Source organism: Acinetobacter nosocomialis (genome assembly GCF_041021905.1).
Classification (GTDB): Bacteria; Pseudomonadota; Gammaproteobacteria; order Pseudomonadales; family Moraxellaceae; genus Acinetobacter; species Acinetobacter nosocomialis.
Genome location: NZ_CP157432.1, coordinates 2,158,716 through 2,184,841, shown reverse-complemented (window position 1 = coordinate 2,184,841; position 26,126 = coordinate 2,158,716). Strand labels below are relative to the sequence as shown.

Genomic DNA, 26,126 nt, shown 5'->3' with positions numbered 1-26,126 from the left:
TTAAATGAATTTAATCTGTTTTTATTATGAATTTTGTATAAATGCCCAAATCAAAAAAATTAATTTGGGCATTATTAAAACAGAAGCTTAGTTTTTAAGTGCTGGTGTTGCAGCAGCAATTGCAGCAGCAACTGCGTCATCTTCTGTCTTCGCAGGCTCAGTTGCCTTAGCTGGTTTAGACTGAGCCTTTTCAGGTTTAGGTTCTGCTTTAGGCTCAGGTTTTTTTTCAGGTTTAGGTTCTACCTTTGGTGTCTCAGATTTAGGTTGTTCAGCAACTTGTGTCTGTGAAGATTCAGCAGAATGCGCAGGACGGGTTTCTCGGCGAATTTCAGTTGTAGTATTAGTTGTTTCTTCACGTTCAACTTCAACTTGTGGTTGCGCTGGAACTTGAGCTTCTTGATGAGTATCTACACTCTCTAAAGATTCAAATTTTGCAGGCTTCTCTGGTTGAGGTTCTGAAACAGCAGTTTCAACCTTGTCTTGCTCTTCTTCTTTCGGTGTCTCTTTTTTAACGCATGCGGTTAACAATAGTCCAGCCGCAATTGCAGCACAGATTAAAAGTTTTTTATTTGCCATTGCCCTAAACAACATTTAATTGAGGAATTGGCATTATAACAGTAAATAGCAATGAAAAAATCATGTCAGATTGAGCTAATTTTTTATTAAAAATGCTGATAGAATAACCAGTTGTTTATTGTTCTTTGAATTGATGCGGTTTGACTTTGCTTTATAGGGGCAGAGTACAGTAAAATTGCCAAACATTGTAGGCCGATTTCGGCTTGATTGTACGAGAAACTTAATGACCCATTTTATTTTTGTCACTGGTGGTGTGGTTTCATCGCTAGGTAAAGGTATTTCTGCTGCTTCTGTTGCTGCACTTTTGGAAGCTCGTGGCTTAAAAGTCACAATGGTTAAAATGGATCCTTATATTAATGTCGATCCAGGGACAATGAGCCCATTCCAGCATGGTGAAGTTTTTGTTACCGAAGATGGTGCAGAAACCGATCTGGATCTGGGTTATTACGAACGTTTCTTACGTCGCGCGAAAATGACCAAACTAAATAACTTCACTAGTGGTCGTGTATATCAAGACGTTTTAAATAAAGAACGTCGTGGTGATTACTTAGGTGGTACAGTTCAGGTTATTCCTCATATTACCGATAATATTAAAGAACGTGTTCTTCGCGCAGGTGAAGGCTACGATGTTGCTATCGTAGAGATTGGTGGCACCGTAGGTGATATCGAATCTTTACCATTCATGGAATCGGTTCGTCAGTTAATGGTTGAGCTTGGTCATAAACGTACCATGCTTATGCATTTAACTTTATTGCCATATATTAAGTCGGCAGCAGAGTTAAAAACTAAACCAACTCAGCATTCTGTAAAAGAGTTACTTTCAATCGGTATTCAGCCAGACATTCTTATCTGCCGTACTGAATATGATGTAGATGTTGATACTAAACGCAAAATTGCATTATTCACTAACGTGGAAGCACGTGCTGTAGTGGTATGTAAAGATGCAAAAACGATTTATCAAATTCCACGTACCTTCTATGAACAAAACGTTGATGATCTAATTTGTGAGCGTTTTGGATTTAATGATCTTCCAGAAGCAAATCTAGAGGATTGGGACAATGTAGTAGAAGCATTACTGAACCCTGAATACACTTTACGTGTAGCTATGGTTGGTAAATATGTTGAGTTACCAGATGCTTATAAATCTGTAAACGAAGCATTGTTACATGCGGGTATTAAAAATCGCGTAAAAGTACAAATTGATTATGTCAACGCTGAAGAGCTTGAAAGCCAAGATGTATCTATTTTAAGTACAGCTGACGCAATTTTAGTACCAGGTGGTTTTGGTGAACGTGGTACTGAAGGCAAAATGAAAGCTATTCAATACGCACGTGAAAATCGTATTCCTTTCTTAGGAATCTGTTTAGGTATGCAATTGGCAGTTATTGAATATGCTCGCCATGTTGCAGGTATGCCAGAAGCATCTTCTACAGAATTTAACCGTTCTACAAAATATCCACTCATTGGTTTAATTACTGAATGGTTAGATGAGCGTGGTGAATTACAACAGCGTAGCCTTGAGTCTGACTTAGGCGGAACAATGCGTTTAGGTGCACAAAAATCAGAATTGGTTGAAGGCACAAAAACACGTGAAGTCTACGGAAAAGCTGAAATCACTGAGCGTCATCGTCATCGTTATGAAATGAATAATCGTTTCATTGAGGCGATTGAAAAAGCGGGCATGAAGATTTCTGGTTATTCTTCAGCACAACATTTGGTTGAAACTGTAGAAATTCCTGACCATCCTTGGTTTATTGCTGTACAATTCCACCCGGAATTTACAAGTTCACCACGTGATGGACATCCATTATTTGCTAGTTTTATTGACGCTGCAAAAACACAGCATCAAAAAAGTAAGTAATGCGATTTTAAATAAACTGGGAAAGTTTAAATGTCACAATTAAAACCACAAGAAGTTGTACGTTTAGGCGATATACAAATGGCAAATCATTTGCCATTTGTATTATTTGGCGGAATGAACGTACTTGAGTCAAAAGATTTAGCTTTTGAAATTGCTGAAACTTATATTGATATTTGTAAACGCCTAGATATTCCTTATGTATTTAAGGCGAGCTTTGATAAAGCAAACCGTTCTAGTTTGCATTCATTCCGTGGTCCTGGACTTGAAAAGGGTATTGAATGGTTAGGTGACATTAAAAAGCATTTTAATGTTCCAATTATTACCGACGTTCACGAACCATATCAGGCAGCATCAGTTGCCGAAGTCGCTGATATTATCCAGCTTCCAGCTTTCTTAAGTCGTCAAACTGATCTTGTTGAAGCAATGGCTAAAACTCAAGCTATTATCAACATTAAAAAAGCACAGTTTTTAGCTCCTCATGAAATGCGTCATATTTTGCATAAATGTTTGGAAGCTGGAAATGACAAACTTATTCTTTGTGAGCGTGGCTCAGCATTTGGCTATAACAATTTAGTTGTAGATATGCTTGGCTTTGACATCATGAAAGAAATGAATGTACCAGTATTCTTTGACGTGACTCATGCTTTACAAACTCCAGGTGGTCGTTCTGACTCAGCTGGCGGTCGCCGTGCTCAAATTACAACTTTGGCGCGTGCAGGTATGGCAACAGGTTTAGCGGGATTATTCCTAGAGTCTCATCCAGATCCAGACAAAGCAAAATGTGATGGACCATCTGCATTGCGCCTGTCGCAGCTTGAGCCATTCTTGGCACAACTAAAAGAATTGGATACTTTAGTTAAAGGATTCAAAAAGTTAGATACTCATTGATGCAGGAACTTGCATCGCGTTATTCATTCAACTGAGGAATTGTTCATGAGCCAAATCGTTGACATTCGTGCACGTGAAATTTTGGACTCTCGTGGTAACCCAACCATCGAAGCAGACGTCATCTTAGAATCTGGGGTGGTTGGTCGTGCATGTGCACCATCTGGTGCTTCAACTGGTTCTCGTGAAGCTTTAGAACTTCGTGACGGTGACAAATCACGTTACTTGGGTAAAGGCGTTCGTACTGCTGTTCAGAATGTAAATAGCTCAATTCATGAATTGCTTGTTGGTCAGAGTGTTTTTGATCAAAAAGCACTTGATGAAAAAATGATTGCATTTGACGGTACTGAAAACAAATCTAAATTAGGTGCGAATGCAACTTTGGCAGTATCTTTGGCAGCAGCTCACGCAGCAGCAGCTGAACAAAAACTTCCATTGTTCCAATATATTGCTAACTTACGTGGTCAAACTACTTTGACTATGCCTGTACCAATGATGAACATTTTGAACGGTGGTGCTCACGCAGACAACACTGTTGATATTCAAGAGTTCATGATTGAGCCAGTTGGTTTTACTTCATTTGCTGAAGCATTACGTGCTGGTGCAGAAGTATTCCATTCTTTGAAATCAGTTCTTAAAAAACAAGGTTTGAATACAGCTGTAGGTGATGAAGGTGGTTTTGCACCTAACCTTCGTTCAAACGAAGAAGCAATTACTGTAATTCTTCAAGCAATTGAGCAAACTGGTTATAAAGCTGGTTCAGATATGATGCTTGCACTTGACTGTGCATCTTCAGAATTCTACAAGAATGGTCAATATATTCTTGAAGGTGAAGGCAACAAGTCTTTTACAAGCAATCAATTTGCTGATTACTTAGCTGGTCTTGTTAAGCAATATCCAATTATCTCTATTGAAGATGGTTTAGATGAGTCTGATTGGGAAGGCTGGAGCTATTTAACTTCAATTCTTGGTGATAAAATCCAATTGGTTGGTGATGATTTATTCGTAACTAATCCTAAGATTTTACAACGTGGTATTGATGAGAAAGTAGGTAACTCAATTCTGATCAAATATAACCAGATTGGTACATTGACTGAAACTTTAGATGCAATCTACCTTGCTAAAGCAAATGGTTACACGACTGTTATTTCTCACCGTTCTGGTGAAACAGAAGATTCAACTATTGCTGATTTAGCAGTTGGTACAGCAGCAGGTCAAATCAAGACTGGTTCACTTTGCCGTTCTGACCGTGTTTCTAAATATAACCAATTACTTCGTATTGAAGAGTTGACTAAAGCGGTTTACCGCGGTAAAGCTGAGTTCAAAGGTTTAAACTAATCTTTTGAATAATACTTTGCTGATTTAAATATTGATGACAAATTAATATTTAAAATATAAGTGCTATTTCTTTTTTGGGAATAGCACTTTTTTATTTATCCTAAACGTCGAGTTTTTAAAGATTCAGCCCAACTATGATGATGACAGCGAGAACATTCTTGGTCGAGTTTGTTTAAAATTTTTGTTTCACCGCATTTCATACAAGAATAAAAAGTATTAATTTTAAGTACATCAGCTTTGCGGTAAGCATCTGGAAATAAAGGAAGTCCCCATTTAACGTCTTCATCTTCATAATAAAGCAAACTCAAAATACCATCAGATTCAAGTAAGGCTGTTCGGACTTGACCTAAATGCTCTACATTTTGTTGGCGCATTTCCGAGAAAAACTCGTCATGAGAATATGTTTGTTTCTGGAAATCTTTATAAACTAAGAGACCGTCCTTAACGACACAGAGAGCTCGGCCTTCTAATAAATTTTCAATTTTTTTATTTTTTACCATACCCCAAGTAACGAGGCGGTATAAAGAAATAATAGCTACAAAAGCAACAAATGCATGAGCAATAGGTAAGTCTTTAGTAAACATAGGATCACCAGCAGCAGATCCTAAACATAAAATAATAGCCAGTTCGAATAAGGAAAGTTGTCGAATACCACGTTTACCAGATAGTCTTAAAAAAGTAATGATGATAATAAACATCACAGTACATCGGATTAAAATTTCTAAAACAAAGGTCCACGTTGTGTCACCTATAAAAATGTTAGAAAGATCCATCTTCTTCTCACTTATTAAAATATGTATCAAAAATACATTTAAAATTCTTATCAAAATGGAAAGCAAAAAAGTATACTTTTTAGGTAGTTATTGGTTAAAAATATAAGAAATATGTGATTTTATATAGCTTCAAATAAAAATTTAATAAGTTTTATAGGGCTAATTGGATAAGTAATTAAGTATTTTAAGATGCAAATTTTAAATACTAAAACAGAACAGAGCTATAGTACGATTTTAAAACCTAGACTATTGTAGACTTTTAAGAATAATTATTTTGGTTAGGCCTATGATCTATGTAGCACTTGCTGTTATTGGGGTTCTATCAGGACTGATTAGTGGGGTAGTAGGGACTGGGTCATCTATTATTTTGTTGCCTATACTTTCTTATATTTTTGGGGCGAAGCTTGCAGTACCTATTATGGCAATTGCCGCAATCATGGGGAATATTTCACGTGTGGTGTTGTGGCGTAAAGAGCTTAATATTAAAGCATTTCTGTTGTTTACGAGTCTGGGCATACCCGCAACGATACTGGGAGCCAATACTTTATGGGTTATGTCACCGATATTATCCAACTTATGTATAGGTTTCTTTTTCTTTTGCTTAATACCGATTAGGCATTATGCCAAACGCCATAATTTTAAATTTAATTCATGGCAAATGATAGTCGCAGGTGGAGTGCTTGGCTATATCACTGGTGTAGTATTCTCCACAGGTCCATTATTACTTCCGGTTTTTAATGGTTTTGGTTTAACTAAGGGAGCTCTCTTGGCAACAGAGGCGGCAGCTTCATTTGGAATTTACGTAACAAAAAGCTTAACTTTTGGTGTGCTAGGTGTTTTACAGAAAAATATTTTAATTGCGGGAGTTGCGGTTGGTTTTTCTTTAATCATTGGTAATTATATTGGTAAAACATTTGTAATAAAGATGTCTGAGGAAACTTTTAATTTATTGCTAGATTGCATGTTGGCGGTTGCTGGTTTTTCTATGATATTTGCAGTTTTTACTCATTCTTAAGAGTAACTTTTATATACATAGATTGATTTATAAACAGTTGTGTTTATAAACATTATTTTCCTTTCCAATTGAGTTTAATTTTGACAAAATGAAACATGTTACGATGGTCAATTTAAAGTAATATGATCATTCATCGTTTTGCAGGAATTTTGCAGGAATTTTGCATGTCGCTTGTAAATTGTCATACAATACAAAAACTTAATAAAAGTTTTTAATTAAAGCTCTTAATGCTATGTTAGAAGTATTTCGATCCACTTCAAGCAAACTTATATTGCTACTGGTTATTGTTTTAGTAGCTATATTGCAATATCAGTTCTGGTTAGGTGAGGGTGGTTATTTTCCTCATCAAGCGCTTATGCAACAGATCCAACAGCAAGCCGAAGTAAATGATGAGCTTAAAGAGCGAAACCGCATTTTGGCAGCTGAGGTTTTTGACCTAAAAAACGGTACAGAAGCAATAGAAGAGCATGCTCGTCTTGATCTTGGTTTAGTTAAGCCTCATGAAACATTTGTTCAAATGAGTACAATTAGTACCAATTATAAGCCTATTTATATTGACCCGAACGCTAAAGTAGATTTGGAAACTAATGAGACACCTCCATCGCCAGACATCCCAGACTAAATTATGGGCAGTTATCCCTGCTGCTGGTTCGGGAAGTCGGTTCTCCAAAACTGAATTAAAGCAATATCAATACATTCAAGACGCTACTGTTTTAGAACACACGGTTAAACGTTTAAGTCAACTTCCATTAAGTGGCTATGTTTTAGCAATTGGTGCACAGGATAATTTTGCCTCGACTTTAGCTTTTCAGGATAAATATAAGGCTCATTTTTGTAATGGTGGTGCTGAACGTGTGCACTCAGTATTAAACGCTCTAAATTATCTATTGCAGATAGCGGATGAGAATGACTGGGTATTAGTACATGATGCTGCACGACCTTGTGTGACTTTTGAATGTCTTAGTGCTCTTGTTAAAACCGCAGTTGAAACAAACCAGAGTGCTATTTTGGCAATTCCGGTACGCGATACGCTAAAACAAGTAACTAAACAACACCAAATTGATAAAACTGTGAGTCGAGAACTTTTGTGGCAGGCTCAAACTCCCCAAATTGCTAAAATTGGCACGCTTAAAAAAGCAATAGAAACAGCATTAAAAAATAATTTGACCATTACCGATGAGGCGAGTGCACTTGAATCTGTGGGCGAAAGTGTACAAGTGGTCATGGGGCGCTCTGATAATATAAAAATTACTTATCCTGATGATTTGGAACTTGCTCGTTTAATTTTACAATCACAGTCTTAAGGTTTTATATACAGTGCTGATGGTTATTTTATTTATGAAATAGCCTAAGCAAATATGTTGTTTTATACATATCTATCCAAAATTATTGGTATTTTTTTACAACTTGAGTTTATAAGATAGATTAAGTAATTTACTGAGATAATGTTCGATAGTCGAACAAAAAAATCCTAAATCGAACAAAACTATATATAGCTTACTAGATCAAAATACGAAAATTATCAAAAATGATTAAAAGGGAAATCTAAGGGAAACACTCGGGATTGAGTGAAATATTTATCTATTCTTCTCGCCTCAGTGTGCCTAACTCTCTTACCTATCTCTTCTTCAATGAGCACAATGGAGTTGTCTAATGATTGACAAAAGTAAGTCCTCACTAAGCGAGGTTTTATCGCAGATTAAAGATGGTGCAACCATTCTGATTGGTGGTTTTGGTACCGCAGGACAACCCGCTGAACTCATTGACGGTCTGATTGAACTCGGTGTTAAAGGCTTAACCATTGTGAGCAACAATGCCGGTAATGGTGACTATGGTCTGGCTAAACTGCTTAAGGCCGGTTCAGTAAAAAAAGTGATCTGTTCTTTCCCACGTCAGTCAGATTCTTATGTGTTTGATGAACTATACCGTGCCGGAAAGGTGGAACTTGAGGTTGTACCGCAAGGTAATCTGGCTTGTCGTATTCAAGCTGCAGGTATGGGTTTAGGTGCTGTATTTACTCCAACGGGCTTTGGAACACTTTTGGCCGAAGGCAAAGAAACTCGTGAGATTGATGGTAAAGATTACGTACTTGAATATCCGATCAAGGCTGACTTCGCTTTGATTAAAGCCTATAAGGGCGACCGCTGGGGTAATTTGGTTTACCGTAAATCTGCACGTAACTTTGGCCCGATCATGGCCATGGCTGCGGATGTCACCATTGCTCAGGTTTCTGAAGTGGTGGAGCTGGGTGGATTAGATCCGGAGCACATCATCACCCCGGGTATCTTTGTACAGCATGTTGTACAAGTACAGCCCGCACAGTAAGCAATAAGGAGAAATAACATGAGCTACCAGAAACTCAGCCGTGACCAGATTGCACAACGTGTGGCACAAGATATTCCAGATGGCGCCTATGTGAACTTGGGCATTGGCTTACCAACCAAGATTGCCAGCTACTTACCTAACGATAGAGATATTTTCCTCCATTCTGAAAATGGCCTATTGGCATTTGGCCCACCACCAGCTGCAGGTGAAGAAGACCCTGAACTGATCAATGCGGGTAAAGAGTTTGTGACCATGCTAGAAGGCGGCAGCTTTTTCCATCATGGCGACTCATTTGCGATGATGCGTGGTGGTCACCTTGATATTGCCGTGCTTGGGGCATTTCAGGTTGCAGCGAATGGTGACTTGGCGAACTGGCACACCGGTGCACCGGATGCGATTCCTGCGGTGGGTGGTGCGATGGATTTGGCGGTTGGTGCCAAGAAAGTATTTATCACTACAGACCACGTCACCAAACAAGGTGAACCAAAGATTGTCGCTGAGCTGACTTATCCGGTAACGGGTAAGCACTGTGTGGATCGTATTTACACCGATCTGTGTGTGATTGATGTGACCAAAGATGGTTTAAAAGTAATTGAGAAAGTTGAAGGTCTTAGCTTTGATGAGTTGCAGGCTTTAACGGGTGCGACTTTGATTGATGCGACTCAAGGGTAAGGAAGTAGGGAAATGACATTAAAAAACGCTTATATCATCGATGCCATCCGTACTCCATTCGGCCGTTATGCCGGTGGCCTTGCACCTATCCGTGCCGATGACCTTGGTGCTGTACCCATTAAAGCCCTCATGCAGCGTAACCCAAGTGTAGATTGGGAACAGGTCGATGATGTGATTTATGGTTGTGCCAACCAAGCTGGTGAAGATAACCGTAACGTGGGCCGTATGTCAGCACTGCTTGCTGGGTTACCTTATCAGGTTCCGGCAACCACCATTAACCGTTTGTGTGGTTCATCACTCGATGCCATTGCCATTGCTGCCCGTGCCATTAAAGCAGGTGAAGCGAACTTGGTGATTGCAGGTGGTGTGGAAAGCATGAGCCGTGCACCCTATGTGATGGGTAAGTCAGACAGTGCCTTTGGCCGTAGCCAGAAGATTGAAGACACCACTATGGGTTGGCGCTTCATTAACCCGAAACTTAAAGAATTGTATGGTGTAGACACCATGCCCCAGACTGCCGAAAACGTGGCTGAACAGTTTAACGTCAATCGTGCAGATCAGGACCAGTTTGCCTTGGTGAGCCAACAACGCACCGCAAGCGCGCAAGCCAAAGGCTTTTTTTCTAAAGAAATCGTGCCAGTTGAAATCCCTCAGCGTAAGGGTGAGGCTGTTGTGATTGATACCGATGAACATCCACGTGCATCCACCACACTTGAAGGTTTAAGCAAACTTAAACCTGTTGTGAAAGCAGATGGTACAGTTACTGCGGGTAATGCTTCAGGCATCAACGATGGTGCGGCAGCTTTACTGATTGCTTCTGATGATGCAGTTCAGGCTTACAACCTCAAACCACGTGCCAAGATCATTGCTTCAACAGCGGTGGGTGTAGAACCACGCATTATGGGTTTTGCTCCAGCACCAGCCATTAAAAAATTACTGAAACAAGCCAACCTGACTTTAGAGCAGATGGATGTAATTGAGCTTAACGAAGCCTTTGCTGCACAGGCATTGGCAGTGACCCGTGATTTAGGTTTGCCAGACGATAGCAACAAAGTAAATCCAAATGGTGGTGCCATTGCATTGGGCCATCCACTTGGTGCTTCAGGTGCACGCCTCGTGACCACAGCCCTAAACCAGCTTGAACAGACTGGCGGTCGTTATGCCTTGTGTTCAATGTGTATTGGTGTGGGACAAGGCATTGCTTTGATTATTGAGAGAGTCTAATCATGAGTCAGTTATATGCCAGCTTGTTTTACCAAAAAGACGTTACTGACATCTTTAGTGACTCATCCTTAATCGCATACATGATTCAGGTTGAAGTTGCGTTAGCCCAAGCGCAGGCACAAGTTGGCGTGATTCCTCAAAATGCAGCAAATACCATTGCCCAAGTAGCTGAGCATGCACTAGACAAGTTTGATTTTTCCGCTTTAGCGGTAGCAGCTGGTTTAGCTGGGAATATCGCAATTCCATTTGTAAAACAGCTTACGGCAATTGTTAAAGATACTGATGAAGATGCTTCACGCTATGTGCATTGGGGTGCAACCAGTCAGGATATTTTAGACACAGCTTGTATTTTGCAATGCCGTGATGCGTTGAGTGTTGTAGAAGCTCAAATTCAACAATGCTATGCGACTGCATTACAGCAAGCCAAGCAATATCGCCATCAAGTCATGATTGGACGTACATGGTTACAACAAGCTTTACCAATTACGTTGGGACATAAACTTGCTCGTTGGGCTTCTGCATTTAAACGTGATTTAGACCGTATACAAGCTATGAAATCACGTGTGCTCACTGCTCAGTTAGGCGGTGCTGTGGGTTCGTTGGCTTCATTGCAAGACCAAGGTTCGCTTGTGGTCAGTGCATTTGCGAAGCAACTGAATCTGACTGTACCAACAAGTACATGGCATGGTGAGCGTGACCGTATTGTAGAAATTGCAAGTGTGCTTGGCATGATTGTCGGGAATACGGGCAAGATGGCACGCGATTGGTCACTCATGATGCAAACTGAAATTGCAGAGTTGTTTGAGCCAACCGCAAAGGGCCGCGGTGGTTCTTCTACTATGCCTCATAAGCGTAATCCAGTCGCAGCAGCTTCAGTACTTGCAGCAGCGAATCGTGTACCAGCGCTGATGTCTAGCATTTATCAAAGCATGGTACAGGAACATGAACGGAGTTTAGGTGCATGGCATGCAGAATGGTTAGCAGTTCCAGAAATCTTTCAGCTTTGTGCTGGGGCATTAAGCCGTACAGGTGAAGTTCTACAAGGTTTTGAAGTTAATGCTGAGCATATGCAACAGAACCTTGAGTGTACTAATGGGTTAATTATGGCAGAAGCGGTGATGATGGCACTTGCTCCCAAAATTGGTCGTTTAAATGCTCATCATTTAGTTGAAGCTGCATGTAAAACAGCGGTAGCACAAAACCAGCATTTGTTTGATGTTGTTAGCCAACTAGATGAAGTAAAAGGACAGTTTAGCCAGCAAGAAATACGAGATATTTTCAAACCAGAAAATTATTTAGGCAATATTCAGCAACAGATTGATGCGGTTTTGCAAGAAGCACAAGGAGAGTCAAAGTGAAACAGACTATTCGTAATCGTCAAGGAAAACAGTTAGCAGTTTATACAGATGGTCTAAAAGATGCTCCTGTGCTTGTGTTTTCTAATTCATTAGGAACAGACCATGGTATGTGGCAACCTCAGCTGAATGAATTAAAAAGTCATTTTAATGTCATTACATACGACACACGTGGTCATGGTGAAAGTGATGTAATTAGTGACACTACATTGCAAAACTTAGCTGAAGATGTTGTTGATATTTTAGATGCCTTGAATATTGAAAAAGCTCATTTTTGCGGGATTTCAATGGGTGGTATTACAGGGCTTTGGTTGGGTATCCATCATCCAAATCGTTTTAATAGCATTACAGTTGCAAACTCGGCAGCCAAAATTGGTCAGACTGAAGCTTGGTTAAGTCGTGCTGAATCGGTAGAACAAAATGGTTTAGCTGAGCTGGTTAAAACCACGCATACCCGCTGGTTCAGTGAAAAATTCGACTATCAACATAATATTGTTGCACAGACAACGATTCAAAGTCTGGCAAACACACCAGCACAAGGTTATGCCAATGCTTGTCGTGCTTTAGCGTATGCCGATTTAAGAGATGAAATTGCACAAATTCAAATTCCAGTACTGCTGATTGCAGGAACAGAAGATCCAGTAACTACAGTAGCAGATGCTGAATTTATGCAGAAGGCAATTAAGAACAGTCAGCTAGCAAAACTGGAAGCATCTCATCTTTCTAGTATTGAGCAACCACAGAGATTTACTCAGGAATTGACTAGGTTTATTCAGCAAATCTAATCGCTTAGTAATTTAAAAGGAATTGGCCTTAAGGAGGCAAATATGGCGTCTCAGGATTACGCTACACCAAACAAAAGCATCGATGCTCAAGCACTGATTAATGATGCTCCACTTAGTAAATATCAATGGATGATCGCAATCATCTGTTTCTTAATTATTTTTACTGATGGTATCGATACAGCTGCGATGGGCTTTATTGCACCAGCATTGGCACAAGACTGGGGAATTGATCGTTCTCAGTTAGGACCGGTGATGAGTGCAGCACTTGGTGGAATGATTATTGGCGCTTTAGTTTCTGGTCCGACAGCGGACCGTTTCGGTCGAAAAGTTGTTTTAGCTGTGGCAATGCTTGTGTTCGGTGGATTTACTTTGGCATCTGCTTATGCAACCAACTTGGATAGCCTTGTCGTTTTACGTTTTTTAACCGGTATTGGCCTTGGTGCAGCAATGCCGAATGCGACCACTTTATTTTCTGAGTACTGTCCAACCCGCATTCGATCATTACTCGTGACATGTATGTTCTGTGGCTACAACTTGGGTATGGCTACCGGCGGTTTTATTAGCAGTTGGCTTATCCCTACCTACGGTTGGCATAGCTTATTTTTGCTCGGCGGCTGGTCACCTTTAATTTTAATGATTTTAGTGATTGTAGTGCTACCTGAGTCTTACCGCTTCTTAATTGTGAAAGGTAAGAATCCTGAAAAAGTACGCAAAATCTTAAATCATATTGCCCCAAAACAAATTCAGAATGCGACTGCATTTCACGTTCCTGAAGAAAAAACTGAAACAGCTCAAAAGAAAAATGTCTTTGGAATTATGTTTTCTAAGCCATATGCCAAAGGAACAATTTTACTTTGGGTAACTTACTTCATGGGACTCGTGGTTGTGTACTTGCTGACAAGCTGGTTACCAACACTTATGCGTGAAACAGGCGCTTCGATGGAGCGTGCTGCATTTATTGGAGGGTTGTTCCAGTTCGGCGGTGTGGTAAGCGCATTGTTCATTGGTTGGGCAATGGACAAATTCAACCCAAACCGAGTCATCGCCATTTTCTACTTTGCCGCAGGTCTATTTGCAATTGCGGTCGGTCAAAGCTTAGGCAACTCAACCTTACTTGCAGTATTAGTGCTTTGTGCGGGTATCGCCATTAATGGTGCGCAATCTTCGATGCCGGCGTTAAGTGCACGCTTCTATCCAACTCAGTGCCGTGCAACGGGTGTGTCTTGGATGACTGGTATTGGGCGTTTTGGTGCGGTATTTGGTGCATGGATTGGTGCGGTGCTACTCGGTAATGATTGGTCATTCACCGCTATTCTCAGTTTATTACTAATTCCAGCGACTGCTGCGGCTGTTGCTGTATTTGTTAAATCACTTGTTGCGCATACCGATGCAACTTAATAGAGGTCTATCACAATGAATGATGAACAACGCTATAAACAAGGCATTGAAGTGCGGACTGAAGTTTTAGGTGAAAAGCATGTTGGTCGGTCTTTGCAAAACCTAAATGACTTTAACCAAGATTTTCAAAATTTTATTAGCCGTTACGCATGGGGTGAGGTGTGGTCGCGTCCGGGCTTGCCACGTCATACACGTAGTTTAGTGACGATCGCAATTTTATTGGCACTGGGCCGTGAAGATGAACTACGCATGCATTTACGTGCTTGTTTCAACAATGGTGTAACCAAAGAAGATTTAAAAGAGCTGATCTTACACAGTTCACTCTATGCAGGTTTACCTGCTGCAAACGCTGCAATGCACATGGCTGAAGAAGTCTTTAAAGAGTTGGGAATAGAAGTAAACCCAATTGCAGCGAAAGAACAGGATTAAGGAGATAAAGATGTCACAACATAGCTGGGGTGCCTACGCCCAACGTAATACAGATGATCATCCACCAGCGTATACGCCAGGTTATAAAACAAGTGTATTGCGTTCGCCAAAAAATGCATTGATCTCTATTAACGAGACTTTAACTGAAGTTACTGCACCGCATTTTTCTTCAAATCTATTTGGTCCAAAAGATAACGATTTGATTTTGAACTATGCCAAAGATGGTTTGCCAATTGGTGAGCGTGTCATTGTGCATGGCTATGTTCGTGATCAGTTTGGTCGTCCTGTAAAAAATGCACTTCTAGAAGTATGGCAAGCCAATGCTTCTGGTCGTTATCGTCATCCAAATGACAAGTTTATTGGTGCAATGGACCCTAACTTTGGTGGTTGTGGTCGTACCTTAACAGATGAAAACGGTTTTTATATTTTCCGTACCATTAAACCGGGTCCGTACCCATGGCGTAACCGTATTAATGAATGGCGTCCTGCCCATATTCATTTCTCATTAATTGCTGATGGTTGGGCGCAGCGTTTGATTTCGCAATTTTATTTTGAAGGCGACACGCTCATCGACACTTGCCCGATCTTAAAAACAATTCCTTCTGAAGATCAACGTCGTGCATTGATTGCACTAGAAGATAAAAACAACTTTATCGAAGCCGATAGCCGTTGTTACCGTTTCGACATCACTTTGCGTGGTCGTCGAGCGACTTACTTCGAAAATGAATTGACTTAATCGGGAGCACGAGCATGAATAACTGGAATTTTCAGGAATTAAAAGAAACTCCATCTCAAACAGGTGGTCCTTACGTTCATATTGGGTTATTGCCACAACAAGCAAATATCGAAGTGTTTGAAAACAACTTTAATAACCAATTAGTACAAGACCAGACTCAAGGTGAACGTATTCGTCTTGAAGGTCAAGTGTTTGACGGATTAGGTTTACCGCTACGTGATGTGCTTATCGAGATTTGGCAGGCCGATGCAAATGGTATCTACCCAAGTTATGCCGATACACGGGAGCAAAAAGCTGATCCTGCATTTCACGGCTGGGGTCGTACAGGTGCAGACTTTGAAACAGGTATTTGGAGTTTCAATACGATTAAACCGGGCGCGACAGCAGGCCGTAAAGGCTCAACTCAGGCACCACATATTGCATTAGTCATTTTCGCTCGCGGTATTAACTTAGGTCTTCATACACGTGTTTATTTTGACGATGAAGCTGAGGCAAATGCTAACGACCCAATTCTAAATAGTATTGAATGGGCACCACGTCGCCAAACACTTATTGCGAAACGTTTTGAAGAAAATGGTGAGGTTGTTTACCGTTTCGATATTCGCATTCAAGGCGATGATGAAACTGTATTTTTTGATATTTAAGAAACACCTAAGGCTACACCTGATTACTCAAGGATGTGTGTAGCCTTTTTAAGGATGAACTCTATGAACATGAAAACATTATTAAGCCTAAGTTTGCTTGCAGTCCCGTTTTTTACAGCACAGGCAAATGCTGAACCTGTCGTTTTGGCTGCTCAAACACAACCTGCATCTACAGCTGTTAAAACGATTGTTCCGATTACTGCAAAAACCAAAGAACAAGCTTTGGCACAAGCTCAAGTGGTTGCAAATACAGCAGATGCTGATTTGGCAGAGTTCCGTATCGATTTATTAAGCTTTGCAAGCGATACAAAACAAGTCATTGCCTTAGGTCATGAGTTGAAAAAGATTTTAGGCAACAAGCCATTGATTGCCACCATTCGTACGAAAAACGAAGGAGGTCAGCTTGAAATTAGTGATGCGGATTATGGTAAGACCTATCAAGCTTACTTAAAAAATCCGTTCATGGACTGGTTAGATGTTGAAATGTTCCGTGATCAAAAAGTAGTTTCAGAAATAGTTCAAAAAGCACATCAAAAGAAAGTGCTCGTTGTCATGTCTAATCACGACTTCCAAAAAACACCAAGCCAAGATGAAATTGAAAAACGCTTGTTAAAACAAGATCAAATGGGCGCAGATGTTCTCAAAATTGCTGTAATGCCTAAATCTAAACAAGATGTTTTCACTTTAATGAACGCAACTTTAAAGGTAAGCCAACAGACTACTAAACCTTTATTGACGATGTCGATGGGGCAATTAGGTACGATTTCTCGTGTTGCAACTGCCAATATGGGTGGAAGTTATAGCTTTGGCATGATTGGTCAGGCTTCTGCACCGGGTCAAATTGATGTGACTAAGCTCAAACAGATTTTACAAACCGTTCAACCAACAAACCCATAAATCATAAGGATATGATGAAATGAATACATTACGTTTAACTACTCTTGCATTAGGTTTGATGGTTTCAGGAGTAGCTGCAGCACAAACTTATGTGGTTGACCGTTATCAAGATGATAGCAACAAAGGCTCTTTACGCTGGGCAATTGAACAAGCCAATGCAAACCCAAGCGAAGCTAGTGATATCTTGATTCAAGCAGTAGGCAAAGCACCTTATGCAATTAAATTAAACAGCCCGCTTCCTGAAATTAAAGCACCTATCAAAATTATTGGTACCCAATGGGATAAAACTGGTGAATACATTGCAATTGATGGTTCAAATTATATTAAAGGTGAAGGTGCAAAAGCTTGCCCGGGAGCAAATCCTGAGCAGTATGGTACCAATGTACGTACTATGACTTTACCGGGTTTTGTACTACGTGATGTCAATAACGTGACTTTAAAAGGCCTAGATATCCACCGGTTCTGCATTGGCGTATTGGTTAACCGTTCAAGCAATAACCTCATTCAACACAACCGTATTAGTAATAACTATGGTGGAGCTGGGGTCATGATCACGGGTGATGATGGTAAAGGCAACCCAACTGCGACAACTACCAATAACAACAAAGTCTTAGACAACATTTTCCAAGACAATGGTGATGGTTTAGAACTGACACGTGGCGCTGCTTTTAACTTGATTGCAAATAACCATTTTGTTTCTACCAAAGTAAATCCAGAGCCATCACAAGGTATTGAAATCTTGTGGGGCAATGACAATGCTGTAGTTGGAAATAAGTTTGAAAATTATTCGGATGGCTTACAGATTAACTGGGGTAAGCGTAACTATATTGCCTACAACGAAATGACCAATAACTCGATTGGTTTTAACATGACGGGTGATGGCAATATTCTTGATAGCAATAAAGTGCATGGCAATCGTATTGGTGTTGCCATTCGCTCAGAAAAAGATGCAAATGCAAGAATTACACTGACGAAAAACCTAATTTGGGACAACGGTAAAGATATTAAACGCTGTGAAGCAGGTGGTTCATGTATACCAAATCAGCGTTTAGGTGCAATTGTATTTGGAGTTCCTGCGCTTGAGCATGAAGGATTTGTTGGCTCTCGTGGTGGTGGTGTGGTGATTGAGCCATCTAAACTACAAAAAACATGTACTCAGCCAAATGAACAAGGTTGTAATGCTCAGCCGAATCAGGGTATTAAAGCACCTAAGTTAACAGCAAATAAAGGTTCAGTTAATATCGAAGTTAATGGTTTACCAAACCAACGTTACCAAGTTGAGTTTTTTGGCAACCAGAGTGCGACATCAAAAGAAGCTGAGCAGTATTTAGGGACTATAACAGTTGCCACAGACGCACAAGGCAACGCAAAAGCCAATTGGAAGCCAACAGTCAAAGTTGCCTCAATTACAGCAAATGTAACTGATCACTTTGGTGCAACTTCTGAACTTGGGTTTGTGCAAGTTAAATAACAAAAAATAAAGCGCCTCAAAACAGGGGCGCATTTTAGAAAAGATAAAAGGGACTTGAAATGCCAAACGTAATCAAACTGAGTGTATTAACAATTGCTGTATTAGGTAGCCAATTTGCACTTGCGAATGAGCCGTGGTCACAAGACCGCCAATGGTTACTGGGTGACTGGAATGGTGAGCGTCAACAATTAGAGCAACAGGGTTATAAATTTACAGCTTCTATCATGAGCCAGGCTGCCACAAATTTAGATGGTGGGTATAACGACAGCAATACTTTTGAGAATGCTGCGCAGCTTTCTTTGGGTGCAACTTTCGATTTAGACAAAATTGCTGGATGGAAAGATACAACCGCGAGCTTAGTTGTGACTAAACGTGACGGTAATGCGCTTACTTTAGAGCGTATTAAAGACCCACGCTCTAGTCAACTTGGTAACGCACAAGAGATTTATGGTCGTGGCAAAATCTGGCGTTTATCTCAAGCATGGATAAAAAAAGGCTTTGCTGATAATACCGTACAAGTCAAAGTTGGTCGTATGGGAATGTCAGAGGACTTCAATAGTTCTCAATGTGAGTTTCAGAACTTATTGCTTTGTGGTGGGCAGTTAGGAAAATCAATTGGTTCAATTTGGTATAACTCACCAGTTGGTGTTTGGGCTGCAAATGTTAAATATCAGTTTGCACCTGAATGGTCTTTAGGTGTTGGTGTTTATGAGGTCAATCCAGACAATATTAAAACCGAATCAAACAGTGATGGTTTTAATCTGGATATGAATAACGTCAAGGGCGCTACTATACCGGTTGAACTTGCATGGAAACCAAAACTTGCTGCTTTCAATGGTTTACCGGGTGAATATAAAGTAGGTGCACTTTACTCAACCGCAGAAGCAAATGATATTAAAACTGCAGGTAAAGTTCATGACGGAAAACAAAGCTTCTGGATTAATGCGCAGCAACAACTTAGCCATGCCGGCCAAGATCCGAAACGCGGTTTATATGTAAGTTTTAATGGCGTTGTAAATGATAAAGCAACCACGTTTGTACAAAGTACACAACAACTTGCACTTTGGTATAAGGGCCCATTTGACAGCCGACCAAATGATTCAATTGGTTTTGGTATTGCCAATTATGTCGTTAATGACCGTGCTAAAGATAAGCAGATCGCGACAAATGAAAGCCGCGGATACTATAGCTATGATCCGATCGCATCTAACTATATTCCAATTCAGGACGACGAACTAAACGTTGAATTGAACTATACCTATCAATGGTCTCCGGCCGTCATGCTGCGACCAAATATTCAATATATCCATCAACCTGCTGGTGTAAAAGAAGTTGATGATGCTTGGGTGGCGGGCCTGAGTGTAAAAGTTAATTTTTAACAATATTGATGGCTGGTTAGACATAGTTTAACTGGCCCAAATGCTTGAACTATTTGTGTTCAGTATATGTGGAGTAGGATCTATGTCTGAGTCAGATTCTAAGTTTCATATCTTATTCAAAATATGGTGTTTTATTTTAGGTCTAGTTTTATTGGCTACCGGTGTTTTTTACATTGTAGGTGGTGGAAAACTAGTATCACTCGGCGGTTCTTGGTATTTCCTTATCTCAGGACTGTTTATAACCATTTCGGCAATTAGTATCTTCCGTAAAAAAGCACTTGGTGTCTGGATTTTTGCAGTTGTTTTTATCGGTACGGTAATTTGGTCACTGATTGACGCTGGATGGGAATTTTGGCCTTTATTTTCGCGCTTAATGTTTCCTGCTGGTCTTTTTGCTGCCTTGCTATTTACTTTGCCTTCAATCCGACGTTACCAATTTCAAACTAGTTTGGCATCTTCATCCTATGCGGTAGGTGGATTAGTTGTTGTAGGTATGTTGATTGCGCTCTATCAAATGTTCCAACCGCATCCAACAGTAGCAAGTTCAGGTGAAAAACTACCTTTAGTACCAGTTGATCCTGCAAAAAAACAGGTAAATTGGGAAAATTATGGTAATGATGCAGGTGGTAGTCGCTTTGTTGCTCTCGATCAAATTAACCGAGATAACGTTCATAAGTTAAAAGAAGCATGGCGCTTTAGAACAGGTGATTTTACAACGGGTAGCGGTAATGGTGCTGAAGACCAAATGACCCCACTACAAGTTGGAAATAAAGTCTTTTTATGTACGCCGCATAACAATATTTTTGCAATAGATGCTGATTCGGGTAAACAGCTTTGGAAAGCTGAGGTAAACTCTAAGGCCGATGCTTGGGAGCGTTGCCGTGGTGTTGCATACTTTGATTCAACAAAAACACTTGTACAACCAACTTTAGCTGGTGCAACTCCGGTCACTACTGTTGCGACCAACACAGCATGTCCACGCCGTGTATATACCAATACTCCCGATGCTCGTTTAATTGCAGTCAATGCAGATACTGGTGAACGTTGTGCTGACTTTGGTGTGAATGGAACAGTTAACCTGCTCGAAGGCTTAGGCGATGGAACAAAAGCTCCACGTTTTGAAGTGACTTCTGCACCAACGATAGCAGGTACTACTATTGTAGTCGGCAGCCGTATCGCAGATAACGTGGCAGCAGATATGCCGGGTGGCGTAATCCGTGGTTATGATGTGATTACAGGTAAACTCCGCTGGGCATTTGACCCACGTAACCCTGATCCTAACCATGTTCTAAAACCAGGTGAAACGTATAAACGTAGTTCGGCAAACTCTTGGGCCGCTATGTCGTATGACCCACAAATGAATACAGTGTTCTTACCTATGGGGAGTTCATCTGTTGATATTTGGGGTGGTAACCGTAATCCGTTAGATCACAAATACAATACTTCTGTGTTGGCACTCGATGCGACAACGGGTAAAGAAAAGTGGGTATATCAAACTGTTCATAATGACTTATGGGACTTTGACTTACCAATGCAACCAAGTCTAGTCGACTTTCCATTAAAAGATGGTACGACTAAGCCAGCTGTTGTGATTGGAACCAAATCAGGCCAATTCTTTGTTCTAGACCGTGTAACTGGTAAACCACTTACTAAAGTGATTGAACAGCCAGTGAAAGCTGCGAATATTCCGGGTGAGCAATATAGTTTAACTCAACCACGTTCTGTTGAAATGCCTCAAATTGGTAATCAGACTTTAACTGAGTCAGATATGTGGGGTGCTACACCGTTTGATCAGCTCATGTGCCGTATTAACTTTAAGTCAATGCGTTACGAAGGTTTATTTACTGCACCGGGTACTGATGTTTCATTAAGTTTTCCTGGTTCTTTAGGTGGCATGAACTGGGGAAGTATTGCTTTTGACCCGACTCATCGTTACATGTTCGTAAACGACATGCGTCTTGGTTTATGGGTTCAACTCATTAAACAAACCCCTGAAGATATTAAGATTCAGGCGAGTGGCGGTGAAAAAGTAAATACAGGTATGGGTGCTGTACCAATGAAAGGTACACCATATAAAGTGAATAAAAACCGCTTTATGTCTGCTTTAAGTATTCCTTGTCAAAAACCACCATTTGGTACCATGACTGCAATTGATATGAAAACTCGTCAGGTTGCATGGCAAGTACCACTTGGCACAGTTGAAGATACTGGACCTTTAGGTATTAAGATGGGCTTAAAAGCACCGATTGGTATGCCGACTATTGGTGGACCGATGGCAACTCAAGGTGGCTTAGTCTTCTTTGCTGCAACTCAAGATTACTACTTGCGTGCTTTTGATTCATCTACAGGTAAAGAGCTGTGGAAGTCACGTATGCCAGTAGGTAGCCAAGGTACACCAATCAGCTATGTCTCACCTAAAACAGGTAAACAGTATGTAGTGGTTACCGCGGGCGGTGCACGTCAGTCTCCGGACCATGGTGATTATGTGATCGCATATAGTTTAGAGAAGTAATTAAAGAGGGCAAAAAGATAAATTTTCTTTTGCCCTTATTTTTTTAATATCTTTTTTCTATTAGAGTGTTTGCGGAAATTCTATAATTTTAGTGAGATAACTTTACCAAATAGTAAAAAAGTGCTTGAAGTTATTGCTAAACTTAAAATATACCTATAAATGTTTTATTCTGAACGCTAGAGATAGCCGAACTATTAAGCATTTTTTTATAATGTTTTACCTATAAATAAGATTAATAAGTTTATTAAGTTTTGTTTAACTTAAGATTGTGAATTTTAATTAAAAATAAACATTATTAGCTTTTTAGGCTTGAAAAACATGTTTTTTTTGTTGGAAAAACAAGCGTAAATATATACTTATATTATATTTAAATAATGTATTGCATTACTATAGAATGGTTGGCGCAGGTTATTACTACCCAGTAATAATTTGTATTTCAGGAATTTAAGCTTTAATTGGCTTAAGGCTCATCGAAAGATGGGCCTTTTTTTATGTGCTTTGTATTACAATTTCTTTATAAAATTAAAAATAGCCTAAGTCTTATTAAATAAAGATATGAAAAATGAGTCTTTAATGACAATTTGGATCTGATTTGTTAGATTAAAGCCACTTGATAATAATAGGTGATGTAATGAGATTTTTAGTTCTTGCAACTTTATCCGGTTTGGCTTTAATGGGTTGTGCTTCTGTTCAGCAAGCACCTAATACACAAGAAACCATTCGTTATGCTTCTAGTCCATGTTTCGGCGCATGTCCAATTTATTCAGTAGAAGTGGCGCCTACAGGCTTAATTCGTTTTGAAGGTAAACAATATACAAAAACACTTGGTGTTAAAGAAATCCAAGGTAGCGTAAAAGATTATCAAAAACTTGCTGACGAATTAAAAACTTATCGTCCTCAAACAGGAACTCAATCTAAAACTGCGGGTTGCCAGCAAACTGCAACTGACATGTCTAGCTATTACATCACCTGGATTCAACCAAATGGTACAGAAACAAAATTAAGCCATTACACAGGTTGTATCTCTCCAGCAAATAATAGATTAAATAAAGTTATGGAAAAATTACCTGAACAATTAGGCATTAAAGATCTAATTTAATGATAAAAGCCCCAAAATCTTGGGGCTTTTTCTTGTTAAGAAGAATTATAAACTTAAAAGTTTTATATTAAGTATTTCTAAAAGAATCAGCGTATAATACAGATTACAAAAACATATATTGTTAAGAGTAGCTATATGTCAAATATTGTCTATGCTTTTTTGGGTGGTTTATTACTCGGCATCGCAACAGTTGGATATTTATATATAAATGGTCGTATAGCCGGAATTAGTGGTTTGATGGCACAACTTATTAGACCAACTAAAGATACTTTTAAAAGTTCTGCATTCTGGTTTATTGCAGGACTCGTAATTACGCCTTTCATATACAGTTATTTTTATCAGCCCGACATTGAAATTAAAGCCAATTCATTTGCACTTATTCTGGCAGGGTTACTTGTTGGTTTTGGAACACGGCTAGGCTCTGGATGTACAAGTGGTCATGGTATTTGTGGTATGAGTCGGCTCTCAAAACGCTCAATAATAGCGACAGCAGTTTTTATGTTTGCTGGCATGTTAACCGTTTATATCATTCGCCATGTGTTGGGGTAATCTTATGAAAAATGTCTTTGCTTTTATATTTGGTGGTTTGTTTTCATTGGGGTTAATGATTTCTGGTATGTCTAACCCTGCAAAGGTTTTAGGGTTTCTAGATATTTTTGGGCAATGGGATATTAGCTTAATGTTTGTGATGCTAGGTGCGATTGCTGTGGCATTTATTCCGTTTCAAAGGGCTATTAAAAAACCAAAAACACTCTTTAATGAACAAATTCAATTACCAACGAATACACAGATTGACCAAAGGTTAATTGTAGGCGCTTTTATTTTCGGTATAGGCTGGGGAATAGCAGGTATATGTCCAGCGCCCGCTTTAACTCTTGTTGGATTAGGACATTTTGAAGCACTTTATTTTATTGTCGCGATGTTAGTAGGAATGTTTATTTTCCGAATTTTAAATAAAGGAAATTAAAGATATGCAACAACCTCTAGTAAAAGATTTTTTTGATGAAAATACCAATACTTTTAGCTATGTTGTTGCGGATTTAGCGACTCGTCAATGCGCCATTATTGATAGTGTGCTTGACTATGATCCCGCGTCGGCCACTACAAAAACGACTAATGCTGATTTAATTATTGATTATGTCTTGGCGCAAAACTTCAAGGTACAATGGATTTTAGAAACCCATGTACATGCCGACCATATGACTGCGGCTCAATATTTAAAATCTAAATTGGGTGGTACAGTTGCGATTAGTCAAAAAATCTCAGTTGTACAAGAAACATTTTCGGCTATTTATAATTTTGATTTTAAGAAATTTAATGAAAATCAGCCCTTTGACTATTTGTTTGAAGATTATGAACATTTCAAAATAGGGGAGATAGAAGCCTATAACATTCCTACACCAGGGCATACACCCGCTTGCTTAAGCTATGTGATCAGTGATGCCGTTTTTGTAGGTGATACTTTATTTATGCCTGATTATGGTTCGGCCAGATGCGACTTTCCTAAAGGAAGTGCTGCTGCACTTTATGATTCGGTACAAAAACTTTACACACTTCCCGACGATATGCGTATGTTTTTATGTCATGACTATAAGCCCGAAGGTCGTGATGAATATGTCTGTCAAACTGATATAAAAACTCAAAAACAAAGCAATATCCATTTAAATCGACGAGTTTCCAAAGACTCATTCATAAAAATGCGTCAGGAAAGAGATGCGACTTTGGCAATGCCAAAATTAATTCTGCCTTCAATTCAAATTAATATGAACGGTGGAAATTTTCCGGAACCTGAAGCAAATGGTATCCGCTATTTAAAAATCCCATTTAATTACTTTTAGAAATAGCCTAAGTATTCATTCAATCATTTTAGGTACTCAAATAGCCTAAGCAAAATAAAATTAATTTTATGAAAATAGCCTAAGTAAGATTTAAAGGACTTGTCTTAAATCCCGCGCAGTCTCTTGCAATAGCGGCAGAATATGTTGAATTAAATATTCTTCAGTTGTTCTCATGGTTGGAGAGACAATATTTAAAGCAGCCACCACTTTAAAGTCTTGTCCATAAATCGGTACGGCGAGCGCATGAACACCTAATTCGTGTTCTTCACGTGAATAACACCAATCTTGTTCTCGGATTTCTTTTAGTAACTCTAAAAATTTATCATTTTCGACATGCGTATATTTAGTTAAACGCTGAAGTGGATATTTTTGGAGCCAGTCCAATTGTTCTTCTTGGCTTAAATGTGCCAGTAAAATTTTACCCGCCGAGGTTGCATGAGCAGGTAAGCGGTTACCCAAGTGCAAACCATATGGATTTACACGGTCAGTTTGTTGGTGAGCAGCACTACGGGCAATAGTAATGGCTTCATAACCATCAAGTACCATCACTGAATAAATGAGAGAGGTTTGGTTGGTTAGAAGATTTAATAAAGGTTGAGATACTTTTGGAAGCTGAGCTGCACCTAAATAAGCTCCTGAAAATTTGAGTACTTTAGGGGTTAAATAGTAATAGTGGCCATCTGACTCAAGATACCCTAAATATTCTAAAGTTAATAAATGGCGTCTTGCTGCCGCTCGGGTAAGCCCGGTTTTTTCAGCTGCCATAGAAATATTTAAACGATGTTGATTACTACTAAAGCTATCTAAAATCGCCATGCCTTTACCAATGCCAGCAATGTAATCTTCATGACGAATCGTTTTTTTGTTGTCCTGATTCTGGATTATCCGTTCATCTTTACTCATTACTGGTCCTT

General features: G+C 39.6%; 26 protein-coding genes. 23 read left to right on the top strand and 3 right to left on the bottom strand.

What is annotated here, in order from left to right:
• Positions 1-87: 87 nt before the first annotated feature.
• A complete protein-coding gene (locus tag ABLC00_RS10085; RefSeq protein ID WP_002050668.1) occupies positions 88-576 on the bottom strand; it encodes a hypothetical protein in 489 nt (162 codons plus the stop codon).
• Between the two features lie 223 nt (positions 577-799).
• On the opposite strand from ABLC00_RS10085, the gene ABLC00_RS10080 reads away from it, so the two are divergent.
• Genes ABLC00_RS10080 through eno form a run of 3 tightly spaced genes read left to right on the top strand, consistent with a single transcriptional unit; the run spans position 800 to position 4,660 of the window.
• The gene (locus tag ABLC00_RS10080) at positions 800-2,437 is read left to right on the top strand and encodes a CTP synthase (RefSeq protein ID WP_002050609.1); all 1,638 of its coding nucleotides are present in this window, start codon (positions 800-802) and stop codon (positions 2,435-2,437) included.
• Between the two features lie 30 nt (positions 2,438-2,467).
• On the top strand, positions 2,468-3,325 hold the full coding sequence (kdsA, locus tag ABLC00_RS10075) for a 3-deoxy-8-phosphooctulonate synthase (protein ID WP_033846542.1): 858 nt from the start codon (positions 2,468-2,470) through the stop codon (positions 3,323-3,325).
• Between the two features lie 45 nt (positions 3,326-3,370).
• Complete coding sequence (eno, locus tag ABLC00_RS10070; protein WP_004708520.1) at positions 3,371-4,660, top strand: phosphopyruvate hydratase; 1,290 nt, start codon at positions 3,371-3,373, stop codon at positions 4,658-4,660.
• Between the two features lie 95 nt (positions 4,661-4,755).
• On the opposite strand, the gene ABLC00_RS10065 is transcribed toward eno, so the two are convergent.
• Complete coding sequence (locus ABLC00_RS10065; protein WP_004708522.1) at positions 4,756-5,433, bottom strand: DUF421 domain-containing protein; 678 nt, start codon at positions 5,431-5,433, stop codon at positions 4,756-4,758.
• A 286-nt stretch (positions 5,434-5,719) separates the two neighbouring features.
• Between ABLC00_RS10065 and ABLC00_RS10060 the strand changes: the two genes are divergently transcribed.
• The 20 genes from ABLC00_RS10060 to ABLC00_RS09965 all read left to right on the top strand — a co-directional run bounded on the left by ABLC00_RS10060 (position 5,720) and on the right by ABLC00_RS09965 (position 25,212).
• A complete protein-coding gene (locus tag ABLC00_RS10060) occupies positions 5,720-6,448 on the top strand; it encodes a sulfite exporter TauE/SafE family protein (protein ID WP_004886978.1) in 729 nt (242 codons plus the stop codon).
• Positions 6,449-6,680: 232 nt separating this feature from the next.
• Positions 6,681-7,070, top strand: a complete 390-nt coding sequence (gene ftsB, locus ABLC00_RS10055; protein ID WP_004701341.1) for a cell division protein FtsB — start codon at positions 6,681-6,683, stop codon at positions 7,068-7,070.
• On the top strand, positions 7,036-7,752 hold the full coding sequence (gene ispD, locus ABLC00_RS10050) for a 2-C-methyl-D-erythritol 4-phosphate cytidylyltransferase (RefSeq protein ID WP_004886982.1): 717 nt from the start codon (positions 7,036-7,038) through the stop codon (positions 7,750-7,752). The genes ftsB and ispD overlap by 35 nt, the downstream gene beginning before the upstream one ends.
• A gap of 349 nt (positions 7,753-8,101) precedes the next feature.
• On the top strand, positions 8,102-8,773 hold the full coding sequence (locus ABLC00_RS10045; protein WP_004886985.1) for a 3-oxoacid CoA-transferase subunit A: 672 nt from the start codon (positions 8,102-8,104) through the stop codon (positions 8,771-8,773).
• A gap of 18 nt (positions 8,774-8,791) precedes the next feature.
• Entirely contained in the window at positions 8,792-9,445 is a 654-nt protein-coding gene (locus ABLC00_RS10040) for a 3-oxoacid CoA-transferase subunit B (RefSeq protein WP_033846543.1), read from the top strand.
• A 12-nt stretch (positions 9,446-9,457) separates the two neighbouring features.
• A complete protein-coding gene (gene pcaF / locus ABLC00_RS10035; RefSeq protein ID WP_033846544.1) occupies positions 9,458-10,669 on the top strand; it encodes a 3-oxoadipyl-CoA thiolase in 1,212 nt (403 codons plus the stop codon).
• A 2-nt stretch (positions 10,670-10,671) separates the two neighbouring features.
• Entirely contained in the window at positions 10,672-12,027 is a 1,356-nt protein-coding gene (locus ABLC00_RS10030) for a 3-carboxy-cis,cis-muconate cycloisomerase (RefSeq protein WP_033846545.1), read from the top strand.
• A complete protein-coding gene (gene pcaD / locus ABLC00_RS10025) occupies positions 12,024-12,809 on the top strand; it encodes a 3-oxoadipate enol-lactonase (protein WP_033846546.1) in 786 nt (261 codons plus the stop codon). Before ABLC00_RS10030 ends, pcaD begins: the two co-directional genes overlap by 4 nt.
• Before the next feature lie 42 nt (positions 12,810-12,851).
• A complete protein-coding gene (locus ABLC00_RS10020) occupies positions 12,852-14,207 on the top strand; it encodes an MFS transporter (protein ID WP_033846547.1) in 1,356 nt (451 codons plus the stop codon).
• A gap of 15 nt (positions 14,208-14,222) precedes the next feature.
• Positions 14,223-14,636, top strand: coding sequence for a 4-carboxymuconolactone decarboxylase (gene pcaC, locus ABLC00_RS10015; protein ID WP_000997505.1), 414 nt, complete (start codon positions 14,223-14,225; stop codon positions 14,634-14,636).
• A 10-nt stretch (positions 14,637-14,646) separates the two neighbouring features.
• Complete coding sequence (gene pcaH, locus ABLC00_RS10010; protein ID WP_000077913.1) at positions 14,647-15,372, top strand: protocatechuate 3,4-dioxygenase subunit beta; 726 nt, start codon at positions 14,647-14,649, stop codon at positions 15,370-15,372.
• A gap of 14 nt (positions 15,373-15,386) precedes the next feature.
• Positions 15,387-16,016 carry a protocatechuate 3,4-dioxygenase subunit alpha gene (gene pcaG / locus ABLC00_RS10005; protein WP_033846548.1) on the top strand — a complete coding sequence of 210 codons (630 nt, stop codon included), beginning with the start codon at positions 15,387-15,389 and terminating at the stop codon, positions 16,014-16,016.
• Positions 16,017-16,085: 69 nt separating this feature from the next.
• The gene (gene aroD / locus ABLC00_RS10000) at positions 16,086-16,913 is read left to right on the top strand and encodes a type I 3-dehydroquinate dehydratase (protein WP_080775671.1); all 828 of its coding nucleotides are present in this window, start codon (positions 16,086-16,088) and stop codon (positions 16,911-16,913) included.
• Between the two features lie 19 nt (positions 16,914-16,932).
• On the top strand, positions 16,933-18,384 hold the full coding sequence (locus ABLC00_RS09995) for a NosD domain-containing protein (RefSeq protein WP_033846550.1): 1,452 nt from the start codon (positions 16,933-16,935) through the stop codon (positions 18,382-18,384).
• Between the two features lie 59 nt (positions 18,385-18,443).
• On the top strand, positions 18,444-19,763 hold the full coding sequence (locus ABLC00_RS09990) for a carbohydrate porin (RefSeq protein ID WP_022574398.1): 1,320 nt from the start codon (positions 18,444-18,446) through the stop codon (positions 19,761-19,763).
• Positions 19,764-19,845: 82 nt separating this feature from the next.
• The gene (locus tag ABLC00_RS09985) at positions 19,846-22,275 is read left to right on the top strand and encodes a glucose/quinate/shikimate family membrane-bound PQQ-dependent dehydrogenase (RefSeq protein ID WP_033846551.1); all 2,430 of its coding nucleotides are present in this window, start codon (positions 19,846-19,848) and stop codon (positions 22,273-22,275) included.
• 631 nt (positions 22,276-22,906) lie between these two features.
• A complete protein-coding gene (locus tag ABLC00_RS09980) occupies positions 22,907-23,374 on the top strand; it encodes a DUF6438 domain-containing protein (protein ID WP_002048825.1) in 468 nt (155 codons plus the stop codon).
• Between the two features lie 135 nt (positions 23,375-23,509).
• A complete protein-coding gene (locus ABLC00_RS09975) occupies positions 23,510-23,923 on the top strand; it encodes a YeeE/YedE family protein (RefSeq protein ID WP_002048868.1) in 414 nt (137 codons plus the stop codon).
• Positions 23,924-23,927: 4 nt separating this feature from the next.
• The gene (locus ABLC00_RS09970; RefSeq protein WP_009499597.1) at positions 23,928-24,341 is read left to right on the top strand and encodes a DUF6691 family protein; all 414 of its coding nucleotides are present in this window, start codon (positions 23,928-23,930) and stop codon (positions 24,339-24,341) included.
• Positions 24,342-24,345: 4 nt separating this feature from the next.
• Entirely contained in the window at positions 24,346-25,212 is an 867-nt protein-coding gene (locus tag ABLC00_RS09965; RefSeq protein WP_004708553.1) for an MBL fold metallo-hydrolase, read from the top strand.
• A gap of 90 nt (positions 25,213-25,302) precedes the next feature.
• Here the strand turns inward: ABLC00_RS09965 and pcaU are convergent, their stop codons facing one another.
• On the bottom strand, positions 25,303-26,115 hold the full coding sequence (pcaU, locus tag ABLC00_RS09960; RefSeq protein ID WP_000030961.1) for an IclR family transcriptional regulator PcaU: 813 nt from the start codon (positions 26,113-26,115) through the stop codon (positions 25,303-25,305).
• Between the last annotated feature and the right edge of the window lie 11 nt (positions 26,116-26,126).

Coding starts and splice junctions, on each gene's coding strand:
- pcaF (WP_033846544.1), top strand. CDS start 9,458: ATGACATTAAAAAACGCTTATATCATCGATGCCATCCGTACTCCATTC.
- ABLC00_RS10060 (WP_004886978.1), top strand. CDS start 5,720: ATGATCTATGTAGCACTTGCTGTTATTGGGGTTCTATCAGGACTGATT.
- ispD (WP_004886982.1), top strand. CDS start 7,036: ATGAGACACCTCCATCGCCAGACATCCCAGACTAAATTATGGGCAGTT.
- ABLC00_RS10065 (WP_004708522.1), bottom strand. CDS start 5,433: ATGGATCTTTCTAACATTTTTATAGGTGACACAACGTGGACCTTTGTT.
- ABLC00_RS09970 (WP_009499597.1), top strand. CDS start 23,928: ATGAAAAATGTCTTTGCTTTTATATTTGGTGGTTTGTTTTCATTGGGG.
- ABLC00_RS10040 (WP_033846543.1), top strand. CDS start 8,792: ATGAGCTACCAGAAACTCAGCCGTGACCAGATTGCACAACGTGTGGCA.
- ABLC00_RS09990 (WP_022574398.1), top strand. CDS start 18,444: ATGCCAAACGTAATCAAACTGAGTGTATTAACAATTGCTGTATTAGGT.
- pcaC (WP_000997505.1), top strand. CDS start 14,223: ATGAATGATGAACAACGCTATAAACAAGGCATTGAAGTGCGGACTGAA.
- eno (WP_004708520.1), top strand. CDS start 3,371: ATGAGCCAAATCGTTGACATTCGTGCACGTGAAATTTTGGACTCTCGT.
- ABLC00_RS10080 (WP_002050609.1), top strand. CDS start 800: ATGACCCATTTTATTTTTGTCACTGGTGGTGTGGTTTCATCGCTAGGT.
- ABLC00_RS10020 (WP_033846547.1), top strand. CDS start 12,852: ATGGCGTCTCAGGATTACGCTACACCAAACAAAAGCATCGATGCTCAA.
- ABLC00_RS09975 (WP_002048868.1), top strand. CDS start 23,510: ATGTCAAATATTGTCTATGCTTTTTTGGGTGGTTTATTACTCGGCATC.
- aroD (WP_080775671.1), top strand. CDS start 16,086: ATGAAAACATTATTAAGCCTAAGTTTGCTTGCAGTCCCGTTTTTTACA.
- ABLC00_RS09985 (WP_033846551.1), top strand. CDS start 19,846: ATGTCTGAGTCAGATTCTAAGTTTCATATCTTATTCAAAATATGGTGT.
- ABLC00_RS10030 (WP_033846545.1), top strand. CDS start 10,672: ATGAGTCAGTTATATGCCAGCTTGTTTTACCAAAAAGACGTTACTGAC.
- pcaG (WP_033846548.1), top strand. CDS start 15,387: ATGAATAACTGGAATTTTCAGGAATTAAAAGAAACTCCATCTCAAACA.
- pcaH (WP_000077913.1), top strand. CDS start 14,647: ATGTCACAACATAGCTGGGGTGCCTACGCCCAACGTAATACAGATGAT.
- ftsB (WP_004701341.1), top strand. CDS start 6,681: ATGTTAGAAGTATTTCGATCCACTTCAAGCAAACTTATATTGCTACTG.
- ABLC00_RS09995 (WP_033846550.1), top strand. CDS start 16,933: ATGAATACATTACGTTTAACTACTCTTGCATTAGGTTTGATGGTTTCA.
- kdsA (WP_033846542.1), top strand. CDS start 2,468: ATGTCACAATTAAAACCACAAGAAGTTGTACGTTTAGGCGATATACAA.
- ABLC00_RS09965 (WP_004708553.1), top strand. CDS start 24,346: ATGCAACAACCTCTAGTAAAAGATTTTTTTGATGAAAATACCAATACT.
- ABLC00_RS10045 (WP_004886985.1), top strand. CDS start 8,102: ATGATTGACAAAAGTAAGTCCTCACTAAGCGAGGTTTTATCGCAGATT.
- pcaU (WP_000030961.1), bottom strand. CDS start 26,115: ATGAGTAAAGATGAACGGATAATCCAGAATCAGGACAACAAAAAAACG.
- ABLC00_RS10085 (WP_002050668.1), bottom strand. CDS start 576: ATGGCAAATAAAAAACTTTTAATCTGTGCTGCAATTGCGGCTGGACTA.
- ABLC00_RS09980 (WP_002048825.1), top strand. CDS start 22,907: ATGAGATTTTTAGTTCTTGCAACTTTATCCGGTTTGGCTTTAATGGGT.